This window comes from Streptomyces sp. TLI_105 (assembly GCF_900105415.1).
Lineage (GTDB): Bacteria > Actinomycetota > Actinomycetes > Streptomycetales > Streptomycetaceae > Streptomyces.
Map to the genome: position 1 here is coordinate 7,637,196 of NZ_FNSM01000001.1, position 18,970 is coordinate 7,656,165.

General features: G+C 74.1%; 15 protein-coding genes. 2 read left to right on the plus strand and 13 right to left on the minus strand.

Annotated features, from left to right (window positions below):
- Positions 1–94: 94 nt before the first annotated feature.
- Positions 95–2,134 carry a DUF11 domain-containing protein gene (locus BLW86_RS34845; RefSeq protein ID WP_093877710.1) on the plus strand — a complete coding sequence of 680 codons (2,040 nt, stop codon included), beginning with the start codon at positions 95–97 and terminating at the stop codon, positions 2,132–2,134.
- 75 nt (positions 2,135–2,209) lie between these two features.
- Here the strand turns inward: BLW86_RS34845 and BLW86_RS34850 are convergent, their stop codons facing one another.
- The 13 genes from BLW86_RS34850 to BLW86_RS43515 form a co-directional block, all read right to left on the minus strand.
- Positions 2,210–3,517, minus strand: coding sequence for an NADase-type glycan-binding domain-containing protein (locus tag BLW86_RS34850; RefSeq protein ID WP_093877711.1), 1,308 nt, complete (start codon positions 3,515–3,517; stop codon positions 2,210–2,212).
- Positions 3,518–3,522: 5 nt separating this feature from the next.
- A complete protein-coding gene (locus BLW86_RS34855) occupies positions 3,523–4,092 on the minus strand; it encodes a phage tail protein (protein WP_093877712.1) in 570 nt (189 codons plus the stop codon).
- Complete coding sequence (locus BLW86_RS34860; RefSeq protein WP_093877713.1) at positions 4,089–6,077, minus strand: putative baseplate assembly protein; 1,989 nt, start codon at positions 6,075–6,077, stop codon at positions 4,089–4,091. Before BLW86_RS34860 ends, BLW86_RS34855 begins: the two co-directional genes overlap by 4 nt.
- Positions 6,078–6,087: 10 nt before the next feature.
- A complete protein-coding gene (locus BLW86_RS34865; protein ID WP_093877714.1) occupies positions 6,088–6,486 on the minus strand; it encodes a GPW/gp25 family protein in 399 nt (132 codons plus the stop codon).
- Positions 6,487–6,516: 30 nt separating this feature from the next.
- On the minus strand, positions 6,517–8,331 hold the full coding sequence (locus BLW86_RS34870; protein ID WP_093877715.1) for a VgrG-related protein: 1,815 nt from the start codon (positions 8,329–8,331) through the stop codon (positions 6,517–6,519).
- The gene (locus BLW86_RS34875) at positions 8,328–9,068 is read right to left on the minus strand and encodes a CIS tube protein (protein WP_093877716.1); all 741 of its coding nucleotides are present in this window, start codon (positions 9,066–9,068) and stop codon (positions 8,328–8,330) included. Before BLW86_RS34875 ends, BLW86_RS34870 begins: the two co-directional genes overlap by 4 nt.
- A gap of 1 nt (position 9,069) precedes the next feature.
- Positions 9,070–9,507 carry a phage tail protein gene (locus tag BLW86_RS34880; protein ID WP_030689162.1) on the minus strand — a complete coding sequence of 146 codons (438 nt, stop codon included), beginning with the start codon at positions 9,505–9,507 and terminating at the stop codon, positions 9,070–9,072.
- A gap of 63 nt (positions 9,508–9,570) precedes the next feature.
- A complete protein-coding gene (locus BLW86_RS34885; protein ID WP_143060308.1) occupies positions 9,571–10,248 on the minus strand; it encodes a hypothetical protein in 678 nt (225 codons plus the stop codon).
- A 1,905-nt stretch (positions 10,249–12,153) separates the two neighbouring features.
- Positions 12,154–12,306: a hypothetical protein gene (locus tag BLW86_RS42260; RefSeq protein ID WP_093877718.1), complete on the minus strand. Its 153-nt coding sequence runs from the start codon at positions 12,304–12,306 to the stop codon at positions 12,154–12,156.
- Positions 12,303–12,722 carry a hypothetical protein gene (locus BLW86_RS34895; RefSeq protein ID WP_093877719.1) on the minus strand — a complete coding sequence of 140 codons (420 nt, stop codon included), beginning with the start codon at positions 12,720–12,722 and terminating at the stop codon, positions 12,303–12,305. Before BLW86_RS34895 ends, BLW86_RS42260 begins: the two co-directional genes overlap by 4 nt.
- Positions 12,722–13,165 carry a phage tail protein gene (locus tag BLW86_RS34900; protein ID WP_030693830.1) on the minus strand — a complete coding sequence of 148 codons (444 nt, stop codon included), beginning with the start codon at positions 13,163–13,165 and terminating at the stop codon, positions 12,722–12,724. The genes BLW86_RS34895 and BLW86_RS34900 overlap by 1 nt, the downstream gene beginning before the upstream one ends.
- 56 nt (positions 13,166–13,221) lie before the next feature.
- Positions 13,222–14,802 carry a phage tail sheath subtilisin-like domain-containing protein gene (locus BLW86_RS34905; protein WP_093877720.1) on the minus strand — a complete coding sequence of 527 codons (1,581 nt, stop codon included), beginning with the start codon at positions 14,800–14,802 and terminating at the stop codon, positions 13,222–13,224.
- A 76-nt stretch (positions 14,803–14,878) separates the two neighbouring features.
- Positions 14,879–16,960 carry an eCIS core domain-containing protein gene (locus BLW86_RS43515; protein WP_256341526.1) on the minus strand — a complete coding sequence of 694 codons (2,082 nt, stop codon included), beginning with the start codon at positions 16,958–16,960 and terminating at the stop codon, positions 14,879–14,881.
- A 384-nt stretch (positions 16,961–17,344) separates the two neighbouring features.
- On the opposite strand from BLW86_RS43515, the gene BLW86_RS34915 reads away from it, so the two are divergent.
- A complete protein-coding gene (locus BLW86_RS34915; protein ID WP_093877721.1) occupies positions 17,345–18,967 on the plus strand; it encodes a COG1470 family protein in 1,623 nt (540 codons plus the stop codon).
- Positions 18,968–18,970: the final 3 nt, after the last annotated feature.

Consider the following 18,970-nt stretch of genomic DNA (forward strand, 5'->3'; position numbering starts at 1 on the left):
GCAGCGCGGCACGGTCCGCGCGGGTGCGGAGGGTTCGGGCCCGAAGCTGTCGCCCGTTCCCTGTTCACCTGCGAAGACGGAGGTTCGTCCACCCATGACCCACGCACTTCTCAGATCCGCGGCACGGCGCCGCGGACCGGGCGGGAGGGCCGGGGTGCCGGTCGCGCTCGGGCTCGCGCTCGTCCTGGCCCTGCCCGGCACCGCCCTCGCGGCACCCGGCGACCTCGACCCGACCTTCGGGTCCGACGGCCGGGTGACGACCCCCATCACCGGCTCCGCGGCAGGCAACGACATCGTGCGGCAGGCCGACGGCAAGCTGGTCGTGGCGGGGTCGAGCGAGGCGGGCTTCGCGCTCGCCCGTTACAACGCCAACGGCGCCCTGGACCCGACCTTCGGCGGCGACGGCACGGTGACCAGCGACTTCGGCGGCGGCTTCCACGCGGCCAACGCGGTGGCGATCCAGCCCTCGGACGGCAAGATCGTCGTGGCGGGCACCACCGAGGTCGTCGCGGAGGAGGGCGGGGGCTGCTGCTTCTTCTCCGTGGCCCGCTACAACACCGACGGCAGCCTGGACACGGGCTTCGGCAACGGCGGCCTGGTACGGGTCGACGAGTTCGGCGGCTCGGCGGACGGCGCCGACGTCGCCGTGCAGCCCGACGGACGGATCGTCGCCGCGGGCAAGGGCGCCGGCGGCGGATTCGCGCTGGTCCGCCTCACCACCGGCGGAAACCTCGACCCCACCCTCGGCGGCGACGGGGCCGTGGTCGCCGGCTTCACGCCCACCTCGCCCCAGGACGCAGGCGGCATCGCCCGGAGCATGGCCCTCCAGCCGGACGGCAAGATCGTCTCCGTCGGCTACGTGGGCAACACCGCCTTCGACATCGGCGTGGTCCGCTACAACCCCAACGGCACCCTCGACACCACCTTCAGCGGCGACGGCATGGTCACCGCCGACTTCGGCGGCACCGAGTTCGGCAACGCCGCCGCGGTGCAGTCCGACGGCAAGATCCTCGCCGCGGGCTCCGGCGGCGCCGGTTACGCCCTGCTCCGCTACAACGCCGACGGCAGCCCCGACGCCGGCTTCGGCACCGCCGGACGCACCTCGGTCGCCTTCCCGGGCGACGGCGGCTTCGCGAACGCCATGGCGCTCCAGCAGAACGGCAAGATCGTGCTCGCCGGCCAGGCCGACGACCCCAACAGCTCCGAGGCCAACGACTTCGGCCTGGTCCGCTTCCAGCCGAACGGCACCGTCGACACCGGCTTCGGCGGCGACGGCTTCGTGGTCACCGGCTTCAACGACTTCGACGAGGCCCGCGGGGTGCTCGTCCAGCCCGACGGAAAGATCGTCGCGGCCGGCTACGGGGCGGGCTACCAGTTCGCCCTCGCCCGCTACCAGGGCGGCGACGGCACGACCCCGCCCCCGCCGTACGCCGACCTGTCGGTGACGAAGTCCGGGACGACCACCGTGAGCATCGGCGACCGCGCCACGTACACCGTGACCGTCACCAACGCGGCGTCCTCCACCGCCACCGCCACCGGGGTCACGCTCACGGACACGCTCTCCGGCGGCGGAGCGACCCTCGTTTCGGCGGTCCCCTCGCAGGGCACCTGCACGACCACCGCCACGGCGGCCAACTGCGCCCTCGGCTCCCTCGCCCCCGGCGCGAGCGCGACGGTCACGGTGACGGCCGAACCCCGGACCACCGGCACCCTCACCGACACGGCCGGCGTCAGCGCCACCCAGCCGGACCCGGTGACCACCGGCAACACGGCCACCGCGACCACCTCGGTGAACAACGCCCGCGGCTGCACGATCATCGGCACCAGCGGCGCGGACACCCTGAACGGCGGCTACGGCAACGACGTCATCTGCGGCCTCGGCGGCAACGACACCGTCCGCGCCGGCTACGGCAACGACACCGTCTACGGCAACTACGGCAACGACAGCCTCGACGGCGGTTTCGGCGACGACACCATGAACGGCGGCCCGGGCAACGACACCCTGACCGGCTACTACGGCAACGACCGCCTCACCACCACCGACGGGGTCTCCGGCAACGACATCGCCAACGGCGGCGCCGGCACCGACGCCTGCACCACCGACGCGGGTGACACCCGCATCAGCTGCCCCTGACCCCTGACCCCCACTCCGACGAGTGCCGTCGGCGCCCTCCGCGCCGACGGCACTCGTACGTCTGTCGGACCCGGTTCAGGAGACGGACCTGCCGAAGAACTCCAGCTCCGCGACCGCCACCTGCTTGCGGGGGTCGGCGCGCCAGGCCGTGCGCAGGACCAGCTGGACCGACAGGGCGTCCCGGACCCGCAGGTCGACGCGCTGGGTGCCGCCGTCGTTGACGCGGTGGTGCGAGACGTGGAGCTCGCCCGCCGCGTCCTTGACCACGAGGTCGAAGGTCTGCGGGGTGGCCTGCCCGTCCGCCTGGGTCGTGTTCTTCGAACTGCCGGGCGTGACGAGGACGCTGAGCAGATCGGTCGGCTCGGCGAAACGCGCCTCCAGGTACTGCCCCGCCGAATCGCCCGCGTACCCCGTGCCCCACCAGGTGTTGGAATAGCCGTCGCCCGCCAGCCCCGGGGCCTGCCTCGGCGCGGAATGCGAGGCCAGCCAGGCGACCGGGTGCACCGGGACGCGGGTCGCGAAATGGTCCTGGACCGCGCGGGCGGCCGGCGGGCCGCCGAAGGCACCGCCGACCACCACGGCCACGACCGCCGCGGCGATCAGGGCGCGGACCAGCACACGACTGCGGTCGCGGGCGAGTCCGGGCCGCCGGCCGGCGTACGGACCCTCGGCCGTGGAGAGCCGCTCCGGGGCCATGGGCGTCGCGCAGAAGCGGCAGAAGTGACGGCCCGGCGCGTTGGCGAGCGCGCAGGCCGGGCACGGCGTGCCGCCCTCGACGGGGGCGGGCGCCGAGGCCGCCCGTACCGCCGGACGCGCCGCCTCCGGACGCGCGGGGAGCACGGGAGCGGCGACGGCCGGCTCCGCGGACCGGTTCCCCGGCACCGGGACGAGGAGCGAGCGCACGACCGTGTCCGAGGGATCCCCGGGGGCGGCCGACGCCGGTTCCCCGGGCGTGGGCCGCCCGGACGCGGCGCGCCCGGCCGGTACCCCCTCCGCTTCCCCGGGCGCGGGCCTCCCCGGCGCGACGCGACCGGTCGGCTCCTCCTCCTCCGCGATCGCCCCCGGTACGGGCACGGCCGCGGGTTCCCCGGTGGACGAGGACACGGCGGGCAGCGGGGCGGTGACCTCCTCGGAGCCGACGGGGGAACGGTCCCCGGAACCGGCGGGGGACTCCGGCACGTCGGCACGGGCGGCCGGCTCCGGCGCGTCGGCCGGGCCCGGCACGCGGGCCGGCTCCGTGGCGGACCGGTCGGCGGCCGGGGCCGCTCCGGCGGGGGTGTCCCAGCGCAGGAACGCTCCGCAACCGTCGCAGAACGACTGGTCCGTCGTCCGCACCGGGCTCGCGCAGTCCGGGCAGGGGCGGGACTGGGGCGCGTCACTCATGGGGGTCAGGCTCCTTCGGATGTACGGGAAGAGGTCACCGCGACGGTGAACGGCAGGTGCGCGGGGCGGGCCGCGGCCACGACCGCGCGCAGCCGGTGCGGATCGACGGCGGCCGGGTCGGCGACCCGGAGGACGACGTGCAGCCCGGCCACGGGCGTCCCAGGGAACGGACCGAGCGGACGGGCGGACCAGCTCGCGCCGCCGCTCTCGGTGATCTCCGGGGCGACGCCGAAAGCGAGCCGCACGGCCGCCGCGAGCCCCTGCCGGGTGCCGCGGACCCGGTGCAGCGCCACGGCCGAGGCGACCGCGTGCCGCCGCAGCGGCAGCGGCTCGCCGCCGTCCAGCTCCGCGCCCACCCAGGTCGCCAGATAGTCCACGAAGTCCTCGGGGGCGAGCGCCGGCGAGAAGTACGCCTCCAGCGAGTCGAGGACGTTGAACAGCGGAGCGAGGACGACGTCCAGGCCGGACACGAACCGCTGCCCGAAGTCGTCCTCCGCGTAGACGGCCGGCAGCGCCGCCCCCAGCGGGTACGGAGTCGCGAGCCCCGGGACCGTACCCCGCGCGGAGCCGGTCACCGCGCCTCGATCACACGGACACGGTGGTCGAACGGGAACAGCAGCGCGGACGGCGCCAGTTCGATCCGGTCCGTCGCCTCACCCCGCCTGCCGGTCAGCGGATCGGCAGGATGCAGCAGCACCTCGTCCACCAGCTCCACCCCCGGCACCCGCTGGAGCGCCGCGAAGACCTCCCCGGCGCGCAGCGGCCGCCCGAACGGCCACCCCTCGCCGTGCGCCCCGCCCGTCAGCGGGTCCAGGTACGCGTACAGCGCGTCCAGCGCCTCGGCACGCACCCGCTCCGCCTCGGCCGCCCGGAACGAGTGCAGCGTCGCGACCACCGTCACCCCCTGGTAGAACGGCGGGCCGACGGCCAGCCGGGTCCCCAGGGGCCGCCGCTCGTCGAGGAAACCCGTCACCCGCGCGAGGAGTTCGTCGCCCGGGACCAGCTGCTCGAAGCGCAGCCGCCCGCCCCGGTCCGGCACCGCCTGCGGCACCACCAGGACCCGCACCGCGTTCTCGCCGGCCTCGGCGGCGTCCGCCGCCAGGCAGGAGATCCGCGCGGCCTCGGGCGCGGCCCGCCGGGCCAGCTCCTCGTAGTCGCGGGCCGTGACGGCCCGCTCCTGCGCCCGCAGGGTGATCGGCGCGCGGGACTTGGCCTCCTCGACGGTCTCCCCGTCCACCCCGCCCCGCGCCGCCTCGCGGTTCTCGACGCGCGCGATGTACGGGATGGAGCTGCGCAGCACGGTGATCGTGGAACGGGCCACGTTGCCCGCCCGGCCGCCCCCGGTGCCGTAGCGGACGGCGCGGATCGCCGCGCCCTTCGGCGGTACCGCTCCGAACTGCCGCAAAACACCGTCCGGTTGGCGTACGGACGGGCCGAAGGCGATCTCGCCGGTCGTCGCGTCCAGGGTGTAGTGCCGGTCGCCGGGGCGCGAGGAGGCGAAGTCGCGGACGAGGGTCCACTCCTGCCAGCCGGCCTCCGGCTCCTCCTCGTCACCGCCGCCGTCCGCGCGCTCGGCGACCTGGAGGAGCAGCGGCGGCCGGTCCACGACCGGCGCGTGCGCGAGCCGCATCCGCTGCCCCGGGACGCCCTCGGACTCGCCCAGACGCTCGTCCCGCACGGCCTCGGCGTGCGCCGCCCGCACCGTACCGCCGATGGTGAACGCGCCCGCCGCCCGTACGGTCGGCGACTCGCTGTAGGACGGCAGCCCCTCGACCGGGTCCACGACCCGGCAGCGCACCCAGCCCGCCTCGTGTCCGCCGAGCCGCGAGACCGCGTGCCCGGACGGCATGTGCAGCACCACCTCACCCGGCCGGTTGAGCCCGCCCGTGGAGTCCTCGTCGACCTCGCACACGACCCAGCCCTCGGCCGCCGACCACGCCTCCCACACCAGGGGCGGGCGGCGCGGGTCCACGCCGACTCCGTCGACCCTGCTGTCCAGGTCGAGGACGAGCACACAGTCCGGCACGGCCGCCGAAAGACCGAGGAGCAGGGCGTCGCCGACGCGCGGCAGGGCCGAGAAGGCGGGGACGTCCGCCCCGCCCACCACGTCCTGCGAGCGGTCCTCGGGCGTGCCCCCGGCCTCCTGTCGCAACAGCCGGGTCAACTCGCAGGGGACGACGGTCAGATCGGCGGTCGTCGCGAAGACGACCGCCTCCTCCGTCTCCGTACGCCCGGTCGACACCTCCGTGCCGGCGGGCAGCAGCACCGGCTCGGGCTGCGGCGCGGAGAGCCGGAAGGTGATGTCGGCGCGGGCGGCGGCGGGCGGGAAGAGCGTCACGCCGAGCAGGTCGAGGAAGGCCAGGTGGTTCTTCTCCGGGACCCGGTTGAGCCGGTAGACGAGCTGGTCCGCCATGTGCGCGACGGCCTCGACCAGGGTGACGCCCGGATCGGAGACGTTGTGGTCGGTCCACTCGGGGCACGCCTGCTGGATGTAGCGCTTGGCGTCGTCGACGAACTGCTGGAAGCGACGGTCGTCGAGATGGGGTGCGGGCAGGGCCATGGCGGCTCTTTCAGTCCTCGGAGGGGATGACGTAGAAGGGGAAGACGAGATTGCGCGGATTGTTCGCGCCGCGCACCCGGTAGCGGACGTCGATGTGGAGGGTGGTCGGCTCCCCGGGCGCGGGGGCGACCGTGACGTCCTCCACCTCGATCCGCGGCTCCCAGCGGTCGAGCGAGGACATCACCGCGTACCGGACCCGTCCCATCGTCGCGTCGTTGACCGGAGCGAACACCAGCTCGTGGACCGCGCAGCCGAACTCGGGCCGCATCGGCCGCTCGCCCGGCGCCGTGGCCAGGACCAGGCGCATCGACTCCTCGATCTCGCGGTCGCGCCGGACCAGGGCGATGGAGCCGCTCGGCCCGGTACGCAGGGGAAAGGCCCAGCCCGCACCGACGAAGTGCTCACTCATCGCTTTCTCCTTCTGCTCGGAACAGCGGGGTCAGAACGGCAGGTTCGCCGCGACGGGGTTGGGCATCGGGACGGTCGACGTGACGAACGCGGGCGCGTTGACGACGGCCTGGGCCAGCGCCGACACCTTGAACTTCGCCCCGGCCTTGATGTCCACGCCGAGCCCCGCGTTCAGCTGGATCCGACCCGTCGCCGAGAGCGTCAGATCGGTCCCCGACTCGACCGTCACCCCCCGGGCCCCGCTGATCGTGACCGTGCCGTCGCTGTCGATGGTCAGCGTGGTGCGGGCCTCGTTCAGCTCGACGCTCAGCCCGCCCTTCGACGTCCGCAGCCGGATGCCGTGCGAGGCCCGCGTCCGGCCGCCCTCCTCGCGCAGCTCCACGGTGTGGCCGGTGCGCGAGGTCAGGGCACGCCACTGGACCCGCCCGCTGGTCGGATCGACGGGCGCGACCCGGTCCGTGGCCGGCGTGTGTCGGTCGACGCCGTTGTACAACCCCGCCAGGACGTACGGATGTTCAAGGGAACCCCGGTCGAAGGCGCACAGCACCTCGTCGTCCACCTCCGGCAGCACGAGACCCCCGCCGCCGCGCCCGCCGAGCTGGGCGACCCGGCACCAGCCGCTCTCGTACGTCGCCGACAGCCACGGGAAACGCAGTCTGACCCGGCCCAGCGACAGCGGGTCCTTGGTGTTGGTGACCAGCGCGACCGCGACACCCGGCATGGGCGGCGCCGGCTCCCCGCCGCCCGAGGCCGTCCCGTACAGCGAACGGAACTGCCGGCCCGACACCGTCAGCCACGTGGTGAACTGCTGCCCCGAAGCGAAGACGTGACGCACGCCCGTGGCGGTGTAGCGGCCCTCGAAGGGGAAACCCGCACCCTTCACCGCCACCGGCCGCCCCGGCTTCAGCGACGGATTGCCGGTGACGGCGACCTCCACCTCCGCGAACGAGCCGGTGACGTCGTCGGCGAGCGCGGTGGCCGCCCGAGCCACCTCCGACTGCGTCGTGAACGGCGTGCCCGTCGCGGCGAGTTCGGCCGCGCCGAAGGGCGCCGACAGCTGTGCCGGAGTGATGTCCGAGACGATGTCCCGGCTCGCCACGGCGGGCGTCGGCGAGGACAGCGCCTGCTTGGTACGGGGGTCCCAGCCCCGCACGTCGACCCTCCCCACCTGCCCGGCGGCCGTCACCGACACCCGGCTGTGCAGCGTGTTCGCGCCGAAGTCCAGGACGTACGGGCTGGCCGCGGCCGGCGTGGTGTCGGCGGGCGCCGATGAGGCCGGCGGCAGTGCCGCGAAGACGAGCCGGCCCGCCGTGTCGACGGAGAGCCGGACGTCGTTCTCCCGGGCGAGCCGGGACAGGAAGTCCCAGTCCGTGGTGTTGGGCTGGGTGGCCAGCTCGTAGACGGTGGGCGTCGCCTCGACCTTGCCGAGGGGGATGCGGTTGAGCGCGGCGAGCTTCCGGACGATGTCGGAGGCCGTCATGTTCGGATAGCCCTCGACACGCCGGTTGCGCAGCAGGCGGTGGCCGGGGTCGTAGCCGCGCAGGATCAGGTACCGCCCCTGCCCGGGAGCCGCGTCCACCTCCACGGCGGTCACCTCGCCCGTCAGCATGGGCTCCCCGAGCCGCCCGTCGGTGAACGGGGACAGCACCGCCATCGCCCCCACCTTCAGATAGGGGAACTTCTCGGTGAGCGTCCCGTCCTTGTCGCCGAAGGTCAGCTGGAACGCGGACGGGACATTGACGCTGGCGTCCACCCAGCCCTCCGTGAGACGGACCGCCAGCGGGTCCGGGAGCGGCGTGCCGTCGAGCTGCACGTGGAGCACGGTGGTGAAGGTCTTCTCGCTCATGAGGCGCCCTCGTTGTCCGGCATGTCGGTGGTGGACGGGAGCAGCAGTTCCGTGCCGGGGCGCAGCCGCATCGGATCGTCGATGCCGTTCGCCTCCGCGATGACCCGCCAGCGCGTCGCGTCGCCGTACTCCCGCCAGGCGAGCGAGGCGAGGGAGTCCCCGGCGACCGTGCGGTGCGCCTTGCGGGCCGACAGCGCGCCCGACGTCGGGTTCTGCTTCTTCGTCGCGGTGGCGATCTCGGTGAGCGAGAGCGAGCAGGTCGCACGGATCGGTGTGCCGCTCGGACTGAACAGGGTGTACGTCGCCGAGACGGACGTCACGTACGCGACGAACCGCACCGTCGAGAACGACCCCCACGAGAACTCCACCCACGGCGGCGACGGCGCCTTCGCGCCGATGCTCTGTCGGGTCACCTCACAGCAGGAGAGCAGAAGCTCCACCTGCTGCTGCACGTCGTTCGAGGACGGGTCGTCGGACCGGTCCAGGAACACCTCCAGCTGGAGCCGGGCGGGCTCGCTGCCGGTGAACTTCGGCGGCGCGCCCCGGGTGTACGCCACCGCCCGCTCGGTGTGCCAGTTCGCGGACCGGCTGAGCTGCAGCTGATCCGGGTTGAACTGGAACCTCACCTCGCCGATCCGGCCGCCCATCGAGCCGCCCAGGTCCGTCGGCGGCTGGTGGATGGAGAGCGAAGCACGGGAAAGACCGCGGGCCGCCAGGGCGCCCATGACGCCGGCCATCTCAGGCACCCCCCGCGTCGGTGAAGCCGTGGTGCGCGATCTCCAGCGTCTCGGTGGCGACGGCCGGACTGGCCGGGTCCAGCGTCGGTCCCGTCCACCGCACCGGCAGCACCTCGACGAGACCCCACTGCGCGACCGTCGAACCGTCCGCGCGCAGCGCCGCGATCTGCGCCGTCGGGCGCGTGATGCCCGTCGCGAGGGACGAGATCCAGGCGGCGACCTTGGCCGTGTCCGGGGTGAGGGGGCGGGTGAGACGGATGGTGGAGAACGTGACGCGGGTGGGGAGCTGCCAGACGAAACCGTTGTTGCCGCCCTCCCGGCGCTGCTCCACCTCCACCTCGGAGGCCAGGCCGTCGCAGCCGTTGAACAGGCCGAGGTCCTGGCCGTCGATCGTGAGCTTGAAGAAGACGGTGGAAGCGGGGTCCGACTGCGTGGGCATGAGGCGGGTCTCTCGGTAGGCGGGGTCGGTGTCGGGGTGGGCGCCGGGATGGGCAGGCTCTGGTCAGTGACCGTGATCGCGGAGCCGGCCCACCCGCTCGCGGTCGGCACGGAGCTCGGCGCGCAGGAGGCGCGAGAGCGGGGTGACGAGCCGACGGGCCAACTCGTCGAGCTGGGTGGGCGATTCGGATCCGGGGACGGGAACGGGGACGGGGGCGGAGGGTGGGACGGCTGCTGGGCCGGTACTGCGCTGCACGGAGGCCGCGGGGGCTGCGGGGGCTGCGGGGGCGCGTGGTGAGCAGGGGGCGGGGGAGGCGGCGGTCGGCTGGATCGGTACGGGGAGCACCGGGGGAGGGGGAGGGGCTGCGGGTGTCGGGACGGGCGGGGGAGCGGGCGTGCTCTGGCGCTGCACTACCACCGGGCGGGCGACGGGCCGCGCGACGGACGGCGGAGCGAGGGGGACGACGACGGGACGGACGGCGCCGGTGGACGGCGCGGCGACGGAGCGCCGGACGGTCTGGACGGTGGGGACGCCGGGCGCGGCAGGCGTGGCGGGCGCGGCGATGGGTACGGCCGCCGGGGGAGTCGCGGGAGCCGTACGCGGACCGGCGGGCGCGCTCGCGGTGCCGGGGAGGCCCGGGGCGAGCGGCCGGTGGGTGGCGAGCGGCCGGGCGGAACGGCGCTGGACGGTGGGCGCGGCGGCACGGGGGAGGTCGGTGACGGTGACCACGGGGAGGGGCACGGAGGTGACCGGTCCGGCGGGGACACCTGCGACGGGCGCCACAGGGGCCGTGGGACTCTCGGCACGCGGTCCGGTCCGTACGGGAGTCGACGGCGGGGCGACCGGTTCGACCGCGGGGGGCGCCGGGGCGGTGGCCGGAGGGCGGGAATCCGTCGACGACGCCGGGGCTGCCGGGGCCGTCGGCCGGGGTGCGGCAGCGGAGGTAGGGGTGATCGGCGCCCCGATAGGGGACCGGCGGGGCGCGGTCCCGGGATGCGGCGTGGGCGAGGCGGTGGAGGAGTGCTGGACGGGCGCGCCGAGTCCCGGCCGGGCGGGGGGCGTTGCCGTGGCTCGGGGCGGCTGGGGAGCCCGGGGGGTCGGAGGTACGGGGTCCCCGGGCCCCGGTTTCGTTCCGGATACGGGAGCGACGGGGGGCGTTTCGGCCGGCGACGGCGTGGCGGTCGCCGTGCTCCAGTCGGCGCCCGGGGCGCGCCGTGAACGCCGTACGGAGGGACGGCGCTGCACCGGCGCGTCGGGCGCGCCGACGGGAGTCCCGGGCCCAGCGGGGGAATCAGGGCCCGGGACGTTCTGGGGCCGCCCGGTGCGCGAGGGCTCCGGTGCGGCGTTGTCGGATGCGGCCGTGGGCGTCGGAACGGCCGCTGCCTCGGCCGTACGAGGGGGAGTTGCCGCACGCTGGACGGCAGCGGTGCCGGGGGCGGGCGCGCCGACCGTCCTTGCGGCACCGGCCGGGGCCAGCCGGCGCGGCGGCTGCACGGGCCGGGCGGAGACCAGGGGCGAGCGCCGGGCGGACGCGGGCCGGACGGCCCTGGGTGCCATGGCACCCGCAGCCGTCGCCTCCGCGCGCGGTACGCCGACGGCCTCGCGCCCGGCAGGTTCGGAGGACGGTCCCGGGGCACTCGCGACGGCACGCTGAACCGCGCGAGGAGGGGAAGGGAGCGCGGCCGCACTGTGTACCGGAGCGGGCGGCGTACGGCGTACCGGAGCGGGCGCGTCAGCCCTCACCGGGGCGGCCGCTTCTCCCCGTACGGGAGCGGGCGCGGTACCTCGTACCGGCGTGGGCGCGTCGGTCCGCGCAGGGGAAGTCGTGGCCCGTTGTACCGGGGCGGTGGCCTTGCCTCGCACCGGGGCAGACAGGTCGTTCCGTACGGGCGTGGGTGCGTCAGCTCGTACCGGGGAAGTCGTGGCCCGTTGTGCCGGGGTGGTCGCGTTGTCCCGTACCGGAGCGGGCGCGTCGTTCCGTACGGGAGTGGGTGCGTCAGCCCGTACGGGGGAAGTAGTGGCCCGTTGTGCCGGGGCGTTGGCCTTGCCCCGTACCGGAGGAGGCGCATCGTTGCGTACCGGCGTGGGTGCGTCAGCCCGTACGGGAGAAGCCGTGTCTCGTCGTGGCGGCAGGGGTGCTTCTCGCCGTACCGGAGCAGGCGTACGACCCCGTGCCGGCGTGGTCGCCGTGTCCTTCGACGGAGCCGTCACCTCACCCCGTACCCGCGCGGGGGCATCGGGCCGTACGCCCGCCCGAGCCACCGTCTCCTTCCGCCCCGCGCCGCTCGACGGGGTCGTCACCGCCACCGGCAGTCGCAGGCCCGGCAGTTCCGCGGTGGGGGCGCCCGTCGGCTGTCGTACGGGGCGCACGGCGTCGAGGAGTACGCCTCCGGGCGCGTCCGGCACCGCGCCGTGGCCGAGGTCGGTCTGGAAGGAGGGGTTCCAGTGGGTGGCGAGCGACGCGGCGAAACCGTGCTCCGCGATGGTGCGGGGAGCCCCGTCGAGGACACGCCGCACGGGCGGCAGCCCGAGCCACGCGTCCCCCGGCGCCGTCACGGGCGCGACGGACTCCGCTCCGGACGACTTCCGCGCCCGCCACCTCTCGAACATGCCCACCTTCTCCGACCTCCTTTCCCGGTACTTCACTCACGCCTGCGACCGCTCCACCAGCGAGGCCACCTGTGCCACGTACCCGCGCCGGTCCGCGTGCTCCAGGTCGAGGATGTCGTCCATGCCCCAGTGGAGGTGGAAGGCGAGGTACGCGGTCTCCTCCTCGATCCGGTCGGCCGCGTACGTCACGATTCCCCCAGGCGGCTCCCGGCCAGCTCGACCTCGAAGGACTCCTCGCAGTGGGGGCAGGCGACGGCGGCCCGCGTGTGGCCCTCCGCGTTGATCTGCCGGTAGAAGTCCTGGAGGAACGCCAGGTCGGAGGCGAACATGTTCTCCATCGTCCCGTCGTGGACCGACGGGAGCGTGCCCAGCCGGGTGATGACCCGGCCGAGCAGCACCACGGACAGGTACGCCGGGTTCTCACGGACCCGGATGTCCCGCAGCGGCAGCAGCTCGTCCCGGGCCGTGGCCAGCCGCATCGCCCCGTGGCGGTGCACGGTGCCCGCCTCGTCGACGAACCCGCGGGGCAGCTCGAACGCGAACTCGGTGCGCAGGGGCTCCTGCCGGTGGTCGGGCTGTGGCCCCGCCGATCCTTCGCGTCGCATCAGCCGAGCGTCAGCTCTTCGAAGGTGATGGTGACCTGCTCGGTCAGGGCGGCCGCGTCGCCGGCCTTGGTGGAGCTCAGCTCGACCTTCGTGCACCAGGCGTTGCGGAGGTTGTACCGCTTCACCTCGGTCAGCTGGTAGTCCAGGAAGATGATGGACGCGTCCTTGCGGGCGGAGCCCATGTCGCCGGCGATGGAGGCGGAGATCCACTCGGTGAAGGCGGCGGACTGCGTGGCGCCGCGGGTCACCGTGCACTCGCCGGCCTTCTTGACGCCGGGGAGCTTCTTGATGATGGGCTTGCCGTCCGCCGAGACCTGCTGGAACTCGATGACGTCCTGCTCCATCGTGAGGCCGCTGATCTCCTGCAGGGTCTCGACCATGACGCCGTCGATCTGCAGGCCGAAATTGTGGGTGGTGAGGGCGTCACCGGTGTCGAGGGACATGCGGGTCACTCCTGTTCATGAGGGGGTCGGGAAGCATGGGGGAAGCGGGACGGGGATCACTCCTCCAGCTCGCCGCCGCCCCCCTGGAACTGCGCGAGGCGGAAGACCACGAACTCCGCGGGCTTCACGGGGGCGATGCCGATCTCGCAGACCACCCGGCCGAGGTCGACCGACTCCGGGGGGTTGGTCTCCGCGTCGCACTTCACGTAGAAGGCGTCCTCGGCGCGCTGGCCGAACAGGGCGCCCTGACGCCACTCGTTGACCAGGAACGCCGAGATGTTGCGGCGGATACGGGCCCACAGCGACGGGTCGTTGGGCTCGAAGACCACCCACTGCGTCCCGACGAGGATCGACTCCTCGAGGTAGTTGAAGTAGCGGCGGACGTTCAGGTAGCGCCAGGCGGGGTCGGAGGCGAGCGTCCGCGCGCCCCACACCCGGATGCCCCGGCCCTGGAAGGCGCGGATGCAGTTGACGCCGATCGGGTTGAGCAGGTCCTGCTCGCCGCGCGTGATCTGGAGCTCCAGGTCGACCGCGCCGCGCACGATCTCGTTGGCGGGCGCCTTGTGGACGCCGCGCTCCGAGTCGTTGCGGGCCCAGACGCCGGCCATGTGACCGGACGGCGGCACCGTGCGGGTCTGGCCGCCGGCCGGGTCGAACGACTTGATCCACGGGTAGTAGAGCGCGGCGTACCGGGAGTCGTAACCGGCGGTCTCCTGGCGCCACTTGCGGATGTCCCGGGCGCCCAGTCCCGGCGGCGGGTCGAGGATCGCCATCCGGTCGCCCATCAGCTCGCAGTGCGCGATCAGGCCGAGCTGGACGGCCTTGACCTGCTCCAGGTCGATGAGCCCCTGCTGGTAGGCCGCCATCAGGTCCGGCACGGCGACCATGTTGATCTCGTCGAGGGCCTCCAGGCCGCCGAAGCCGGTGCGGTCGGCGGAGTCGCCGATGAACTGCCCCGGCTCCATCGCGGCGGGCGCGTCGGCCCGCACCGCGACCTGTGCCGGGGTCTGCGAGGGCGGGGCGAGGGTGACGGTCTGGGCGTCGGGCCTGGCGAGCTGCCCGCCGGTCGCGGCCTCCTCCAGGACGATGGCCTTGGAGCGCTGCCTGACCTGTGCGACGACGTAGTTGCGGGCGCTCTTCTTCGCGGAGGCGTCGAAGCTCTCGACGACCTTCTCGCCGTCCTTGACGAGCAGCTTGAACCGCTCGGGCTCGCCCTCGACGTCCTGCACCTCGACGGTGAGCGCCCCGCCGGCCCCGGACCCGGCGGCGACGGCCGCGACCCGGAAGGTGCCGAGCGCGACGGCCTCGCCGGCGACGAGCTCGCGCGGGGCGGCGGTGGCCGTCCCGACGGGCTCCGCGGCGCCCTGGGCGTCCCCGCCGCCCACGCGCACCACGTACGCGGCGGTGCCGCCGTTGTTGAAGAAGCCGTACACGGAGTGGGCGAGGTAGTACCCGTCCGTGAAGTCACCGAAGGACGCGACGTACTGCGACCAGTTGGTGACGAGCACCGGCTCGTTCAGCGGTCCGGTCGGCGACAGGCCGACGAAGGCCGCGACGGAGGTCCCGACGCCCTCGATGGGCCGGGAGCCGCCGGCGACTTCCTCGACGTAGACGCCGGGGGACAGGTAGGTGGGCATGAAGGGTGGTCTCCTTGGGCGTGCCGGGTGGTGGGGTTCTGGTGTCGGAGGGCCGGGCGGGAACCGGCGGACCCTCCTAGGTGGCAGCCGGCGGGTGCCGGGCCGTCAGGCGCTGGTTCTGCCGTACGGCCACGTCTATGCGCACGTCCTGGACGAGGCTGCCGATGAACATGAGGTCGGCCATGAGGTCGGCGTAGGAGCGTTGGGCCTGGACGTCGCGGAATTCGATGCGCTGCTCGTCGGGCGGGGTGCCCGCGCCCATGTGTTCCAGGTTGACCCCCTGGTAGTGCAGGCGGTCGTCCCGGTGGGCGGCGACCTTGTCCCGCAGTCGCTGCGAGGCCGTGGCGTGGAGCGGGAAGTCCTTGACGTGCTCCTGGAGCCGGGCCACCGCGGCGGCGAGGTCGGTGCTGCCTGCCGCCGCCTGTGCGCTCAAAGTGTCGAGTTCCGTGTTCAGTCCGGCGAGCAGGTCCGCGCCGCCGGGCAGGGAGCCGGTCCAAGGGGCGTTCTCGTGGTCCGCGTCGCCGCGATCACCGCCGAACTGGACCAGCCAGGCCTCCCAGCCCTGCTCCCAGGCCCGTACGGACTCCAGGAAGAGTTCGACGCTCCCGCCGAACGCGGTGGACGCGTCCATGGAGATGTGGCCGCCGCCTCCGTGGATGGAGTTGTCGACGAACAGACCGACGGACGCCGACGTGGCGATGCCGAACACGTGGTTCTGGATGATCCGGTTGAGGACTCCACCGTTCGCGAAGGCGCCGATGGGACTGGGCTGGGTCTGGGTCTCCAGGCACGCGTCGTCGAGACTGAGCGCCCACCACCACGAGAAGCCGTTGTCGTCGGGGTTCGTGTAGGTGAACCTCTTGGCCGGCTGGCCCTTCACCTGGAAGTCGGACACGGCGACCTGGAGGTTGGAGCCCGGCACGGGCTGTGTGAGCACCGCGGCGGCCCAGGCGTTCATCTTGCCCACCGCGTGGGTGATGGTCGCGCGGGCTTTGGCGAGGGGGACGCCCTTCAGACCGCTGATGTCGACCTGGAGAGCGGTGCCGGTGGAGGAGCCGGTGCCGTTGATCGTGGCATCCGTGAACGTGAACTCCGTGCCGATCAGGGTCTCCCTCAAGGGCTGCGCGTGGTCCTGGCGCGCCGAGGTCTGTCGGGTGGCGACCTCCTGCTCCATGACGTTCAGACAGGAGACCAGGGTGGACACCTGGGCGTCGCTGACGGTCTCGGCGTGCGTGACGTCGCTGAATCCCAAGGCCATGGCTGCTCCGGTCCCGAACTGCTGGGACCATGCCTGGTTGCTCGCGAGGAGGGCCCCGAGGAGTTTGTTCCTGGGCCCCTTCGAGCCCTCCAGGGAGCCGCGGACCTCCTGGATGTTCGCGTACGCCTTGAGGATCCGCGTCCAGTTGGCGGCGACGTAGGCCCGCGCGCCGGCCCCGTCCCCGGCCGGGTCGTGGAAGCGCTGGACGGTCCGGCCCTCCGCTCGCCCGGTGGCGACGGCGCGCTGAACGGGGCCCGTCTGCACGGAGTCCGTCCGAGCGGGCCGTCCGGCCAGGGCCCGGACCGCGTTCGCCTCGGCCTCGCGCTCGAAGCGGTCCGAGGGGTCCGAGACCCTCAGACCGGAGCCGTCGTCCGTGCCGGCCACCGGGCCCTGCCGCTGCTGGATCACGTGCGTCAGCTCGTGCGCGAGCGTGTGCCGGTCGCCGCCGCCCTGCCCGATGACCACATGGGAACCCGAGGTGTACGCACGGGCACCCATCTCGGCGGCCGAGGCCTTCGCCGCCGCGTCCGTGTGCACGCGTACGTCGGAGAAGTCCGCGCCGAGACGGGACTCCATGTCCGCGCGGACCGAGTCCTCCAGCGGGCGGCCCGCCGAGCGCAGCACGTCGGGCACTGAGGAACGCTGCACGGTCTGCCCGTTCTCCGGAGCGTGGCCGCAGCCGGCGCCGTGGACGTGCGTGCCGCGCTGCACCGCCGCCGCGAACGCCGCGTTCCCCACGGCCCGCTGCAGCGCGGCCGCCGCTCCCGGGGCGAGGTGTGCTGTCCCGCCGGCCGCAGCGAGCCGTGCCGCGTCCTCCGACAGGGAGTCCCGGGCGGCAGCGCGCGGCACCGGGCGGTCGCTCCGGTCCGCTCCCGGCTTGTCGCGGTGTGTCGACTCCATCGTGCTTGTCCTCCCCTTCTCTCGTGGACATCGGCCGAACGCTGACGACTCTCGCCGAGTCCCGGCGCCCCGACCAGGGAAGAAGGGGCGCTCACGAGGGCAGCAGGGGCTGCCCCAACGGTCACGCTCCCGGGGTGCGCGCCTCCGGCGCCGGTACGCTCACGAGCACCGGAGCAGTACGACGGCGGGGGATGCCCGTGCCCCTTGACACGGCGCCCCGGCGTGCGAGGGTAGGGCTGGAGGCGCCACCCCCGGCCGCGACCGGGCCCGTGCTCCGGTCTTGGGCCCCGCACCGCCCCAAGGGGCTTCGGGGCAGGCCGTGTTGCCCCCGCACCGGCACTTTCGGGCAGCCGGAACCCACCCCCGCCCCCCTAGCCTGCGGTCATGACCATCTGGACCTCTCTGGACCCGGCCGATGTCACCGTCGAGCCGGGGACCCGGACTTCCGCCCGGCTACGGGTGCGCAACACCGGGGACACCGTCGAGGAGTACCGGCTCTCCCTCGTCGGCAAACCCTCGGGCTGGTCCCGGGTCGAGCCGGACGTCCTCCGCCTCTACCCGGGCAGCGAGGGGACCGCCGAGATCACCTTCGCCCCGCCCCGTTCCTCGGACGCGGAGGCGGGACCCCACGCGTACGGCGTCCGCGTCGACCCCCGGGAGAACGCCGGCGCCCGCGACGTGGTGGAGGGCCGGCTGACCGTCACGCCCTTCGCCGAGACCCGCGCCGAGCTGCTGCCGCCCGCCCTCGTCGGCCGCTTCCGGGGCCGGGCCCGCATCGCCGTCGACAACCTCGGCAACACCCCGCTGACCGCGTCCCTGATCGCCCGCGACGAGGCCAACCGGCTCACCTTCGACGTACGGCCGAACGCCGTGCAGATCGCCCCCGGCCGCGCCGCCTTCGGCGAACTCGTCGTACGGTCGCAGGCAGTGCGCTGGACCGGCGCCGAGGAGTCGCACCGGTTCACCGTCGCCGTCCGCCGCGCGGGCGACGACACCGCTCTCGACCTGGAGGCCACGTACGACCAGCGGCCCGTCTTCGGGAACTGGCTGGTCGTGGCCGGCGGACTCCTGGTGACCGCCGCCATCGCCTTCGCCGTGCTCTGGTTCGGCTTCTCCCCGAAGATCGTCAGCGCCGCCAAGGAGATCCAGGCCACCGGCGCGCCCAGGCCCGCGGCGCAGGGCGGCGGGGACGAGCTGCCCGAAGCGCCCCCGCCCGGCGGACCCACGCCCGGCGGGAAGCCGCCCGGCGGCGCGCCTCCGCCGGTGGACGGAGGACCCCCGCCGGCCGGGGGAGACGGCGGGGCGGACGAGGGTGCCGGTGACGGCTCGGGCGGCGGGGCGACCGGCGGCGGATCCGGCGGGGGCGCCGCGCCGACCGACCCCGGGCCGGGCACCGGCGACGGCGGCAACCAGCAGCCGCCGCCCCCACCCGCCTCCACGAAGACCCTTCCCCCCTGGGTCCAGGGCGACCCGAAGGACCTCGTCGTCGAGTACGCCCAGGAGCGCCTCGCCGCCATGAGCGGCACCAACCCGTGCAGACTCACGGGTAGTTGGAGCCGCGGGGTCATCGACAGGGCGACCCGTGACGCGATCGCCTGCTACCAGCGCGCCGTCGTCCAGGACGCCGAGAACGGCAAGAACTCCGGCGAGATCCTGAACGTCGACACGGAGGGCACCCTCGGGCGCGCCACCCTCACCTCCCTCTGGGCCCAGGGCATCACGCCCGACGAGGTGAAGCCGGGGAGCAGCGGCATGGAGAACACACAGCTGATGGCGGCCTTCTGGTGGGCGTACAACCGCAGCTCCTCCGACGACGACCTCGCCAAGGCGCGCACCCGCGCCCAGTACGGCATCGACAACCTCCGGACCGGGAAGGTGACGGCCACCCGGAACAGCAGCAACGTCCAGGACCACATCCGCCAGTACCAGACGGCCGTCGGACTGCCCGCCACCGGCACCGTCGACTGGCCTACCCTCCGCAAGATGGTCGGCGGCAGCGTGATGTGAGCC

Bases quoted from the DNA above. Each gene is read 5' to 3' on its own strand.
- BLW86_RS34860 (WP_093877713.1), bottom strand. From the start codon at position 6,077: ATGGCCCTGCCCGCACCCCATCTCGACGACCGTCGCTTCCAGCAGTTC.
- BLW86_RS34870 (WP_093877715.1), bottom strand. From the start codon at position 8,331: ATGAGCGAGAAGACCTTCACCACCGTGCTCCACGTGCAGCTCGACGGC.
- BLW86_RS34880 (WP_030689162.1), bottom strand. From the start codon at position 9,507: ATGCCCACGCAGTCGGACCCCGCTTCCACCGTCTTCTTCAAGCTCACG.
- BLW86_RS43515 (WP_256341526.1), bottom strand. From the start codon at position 16,960: ATGGAGTCGACACACCGCGACAAGCCGGGAGCGGACCGGAGCGACCGC.
- BLW86_RS34875 (WP_093877716.1), bottom strand. From the start codon at position 9,068: ATGGCCGGCGTCATGGGCGCCCTGGCGGCCCGCGGTCTTTCCCGTGCT.
- BLW86_RS34865 (WP_093877714.1), bottom strand. From the start codon at position 6,486: ATGAGTGAGCACTTCGTCGGTGCGGGCTGGGCCTTTCCCCTGCGTACC.
- BLW86_RS34905 (WP_093877720.1), bottom strand. From the start codon at position 14,802: ATGCCCACCTACCTGTCCCCCGGCGTCTACGTCGAGGAAGTCGCCGGC.
- BLW86_RS34900 (WP_030693830.1), bottom strand. From the start codon at position 13,165: ATGTCCCTCGACACCGGTGACGCCCTCACCACCCACAATTTCGGCCTG.
- BLW86_RS34850 (WP_093877711.1), bottom strand. From the start codon at position 3,517: ATGAGTGACGCGCCCCAGTCCCGCCCCTGCCCGGACTGCGCGAGCCCG.
- BLW86_RS34915 (WP_093877721.1), top strand. From the start codon at position 17,345: ATGACCATCTGGACCTCTCTGGACCCGGCCGATGTCACCGTCGAGCCG.
- BLW86_RS34845 (WP_093877710.1), top strand. From the start codon at position 95: ATGACCCACGCACTTCTCAGATCCGCGGCACGGCGCCGCGGACCGGGC.
- BLW86_RS34895 (WP_093877719.1), bottom strand. From the start codon at position 12,722: ATGCGACGCGAAGGATCGGCGGGGCCACAGCCCGACCACCGGCAGGAG.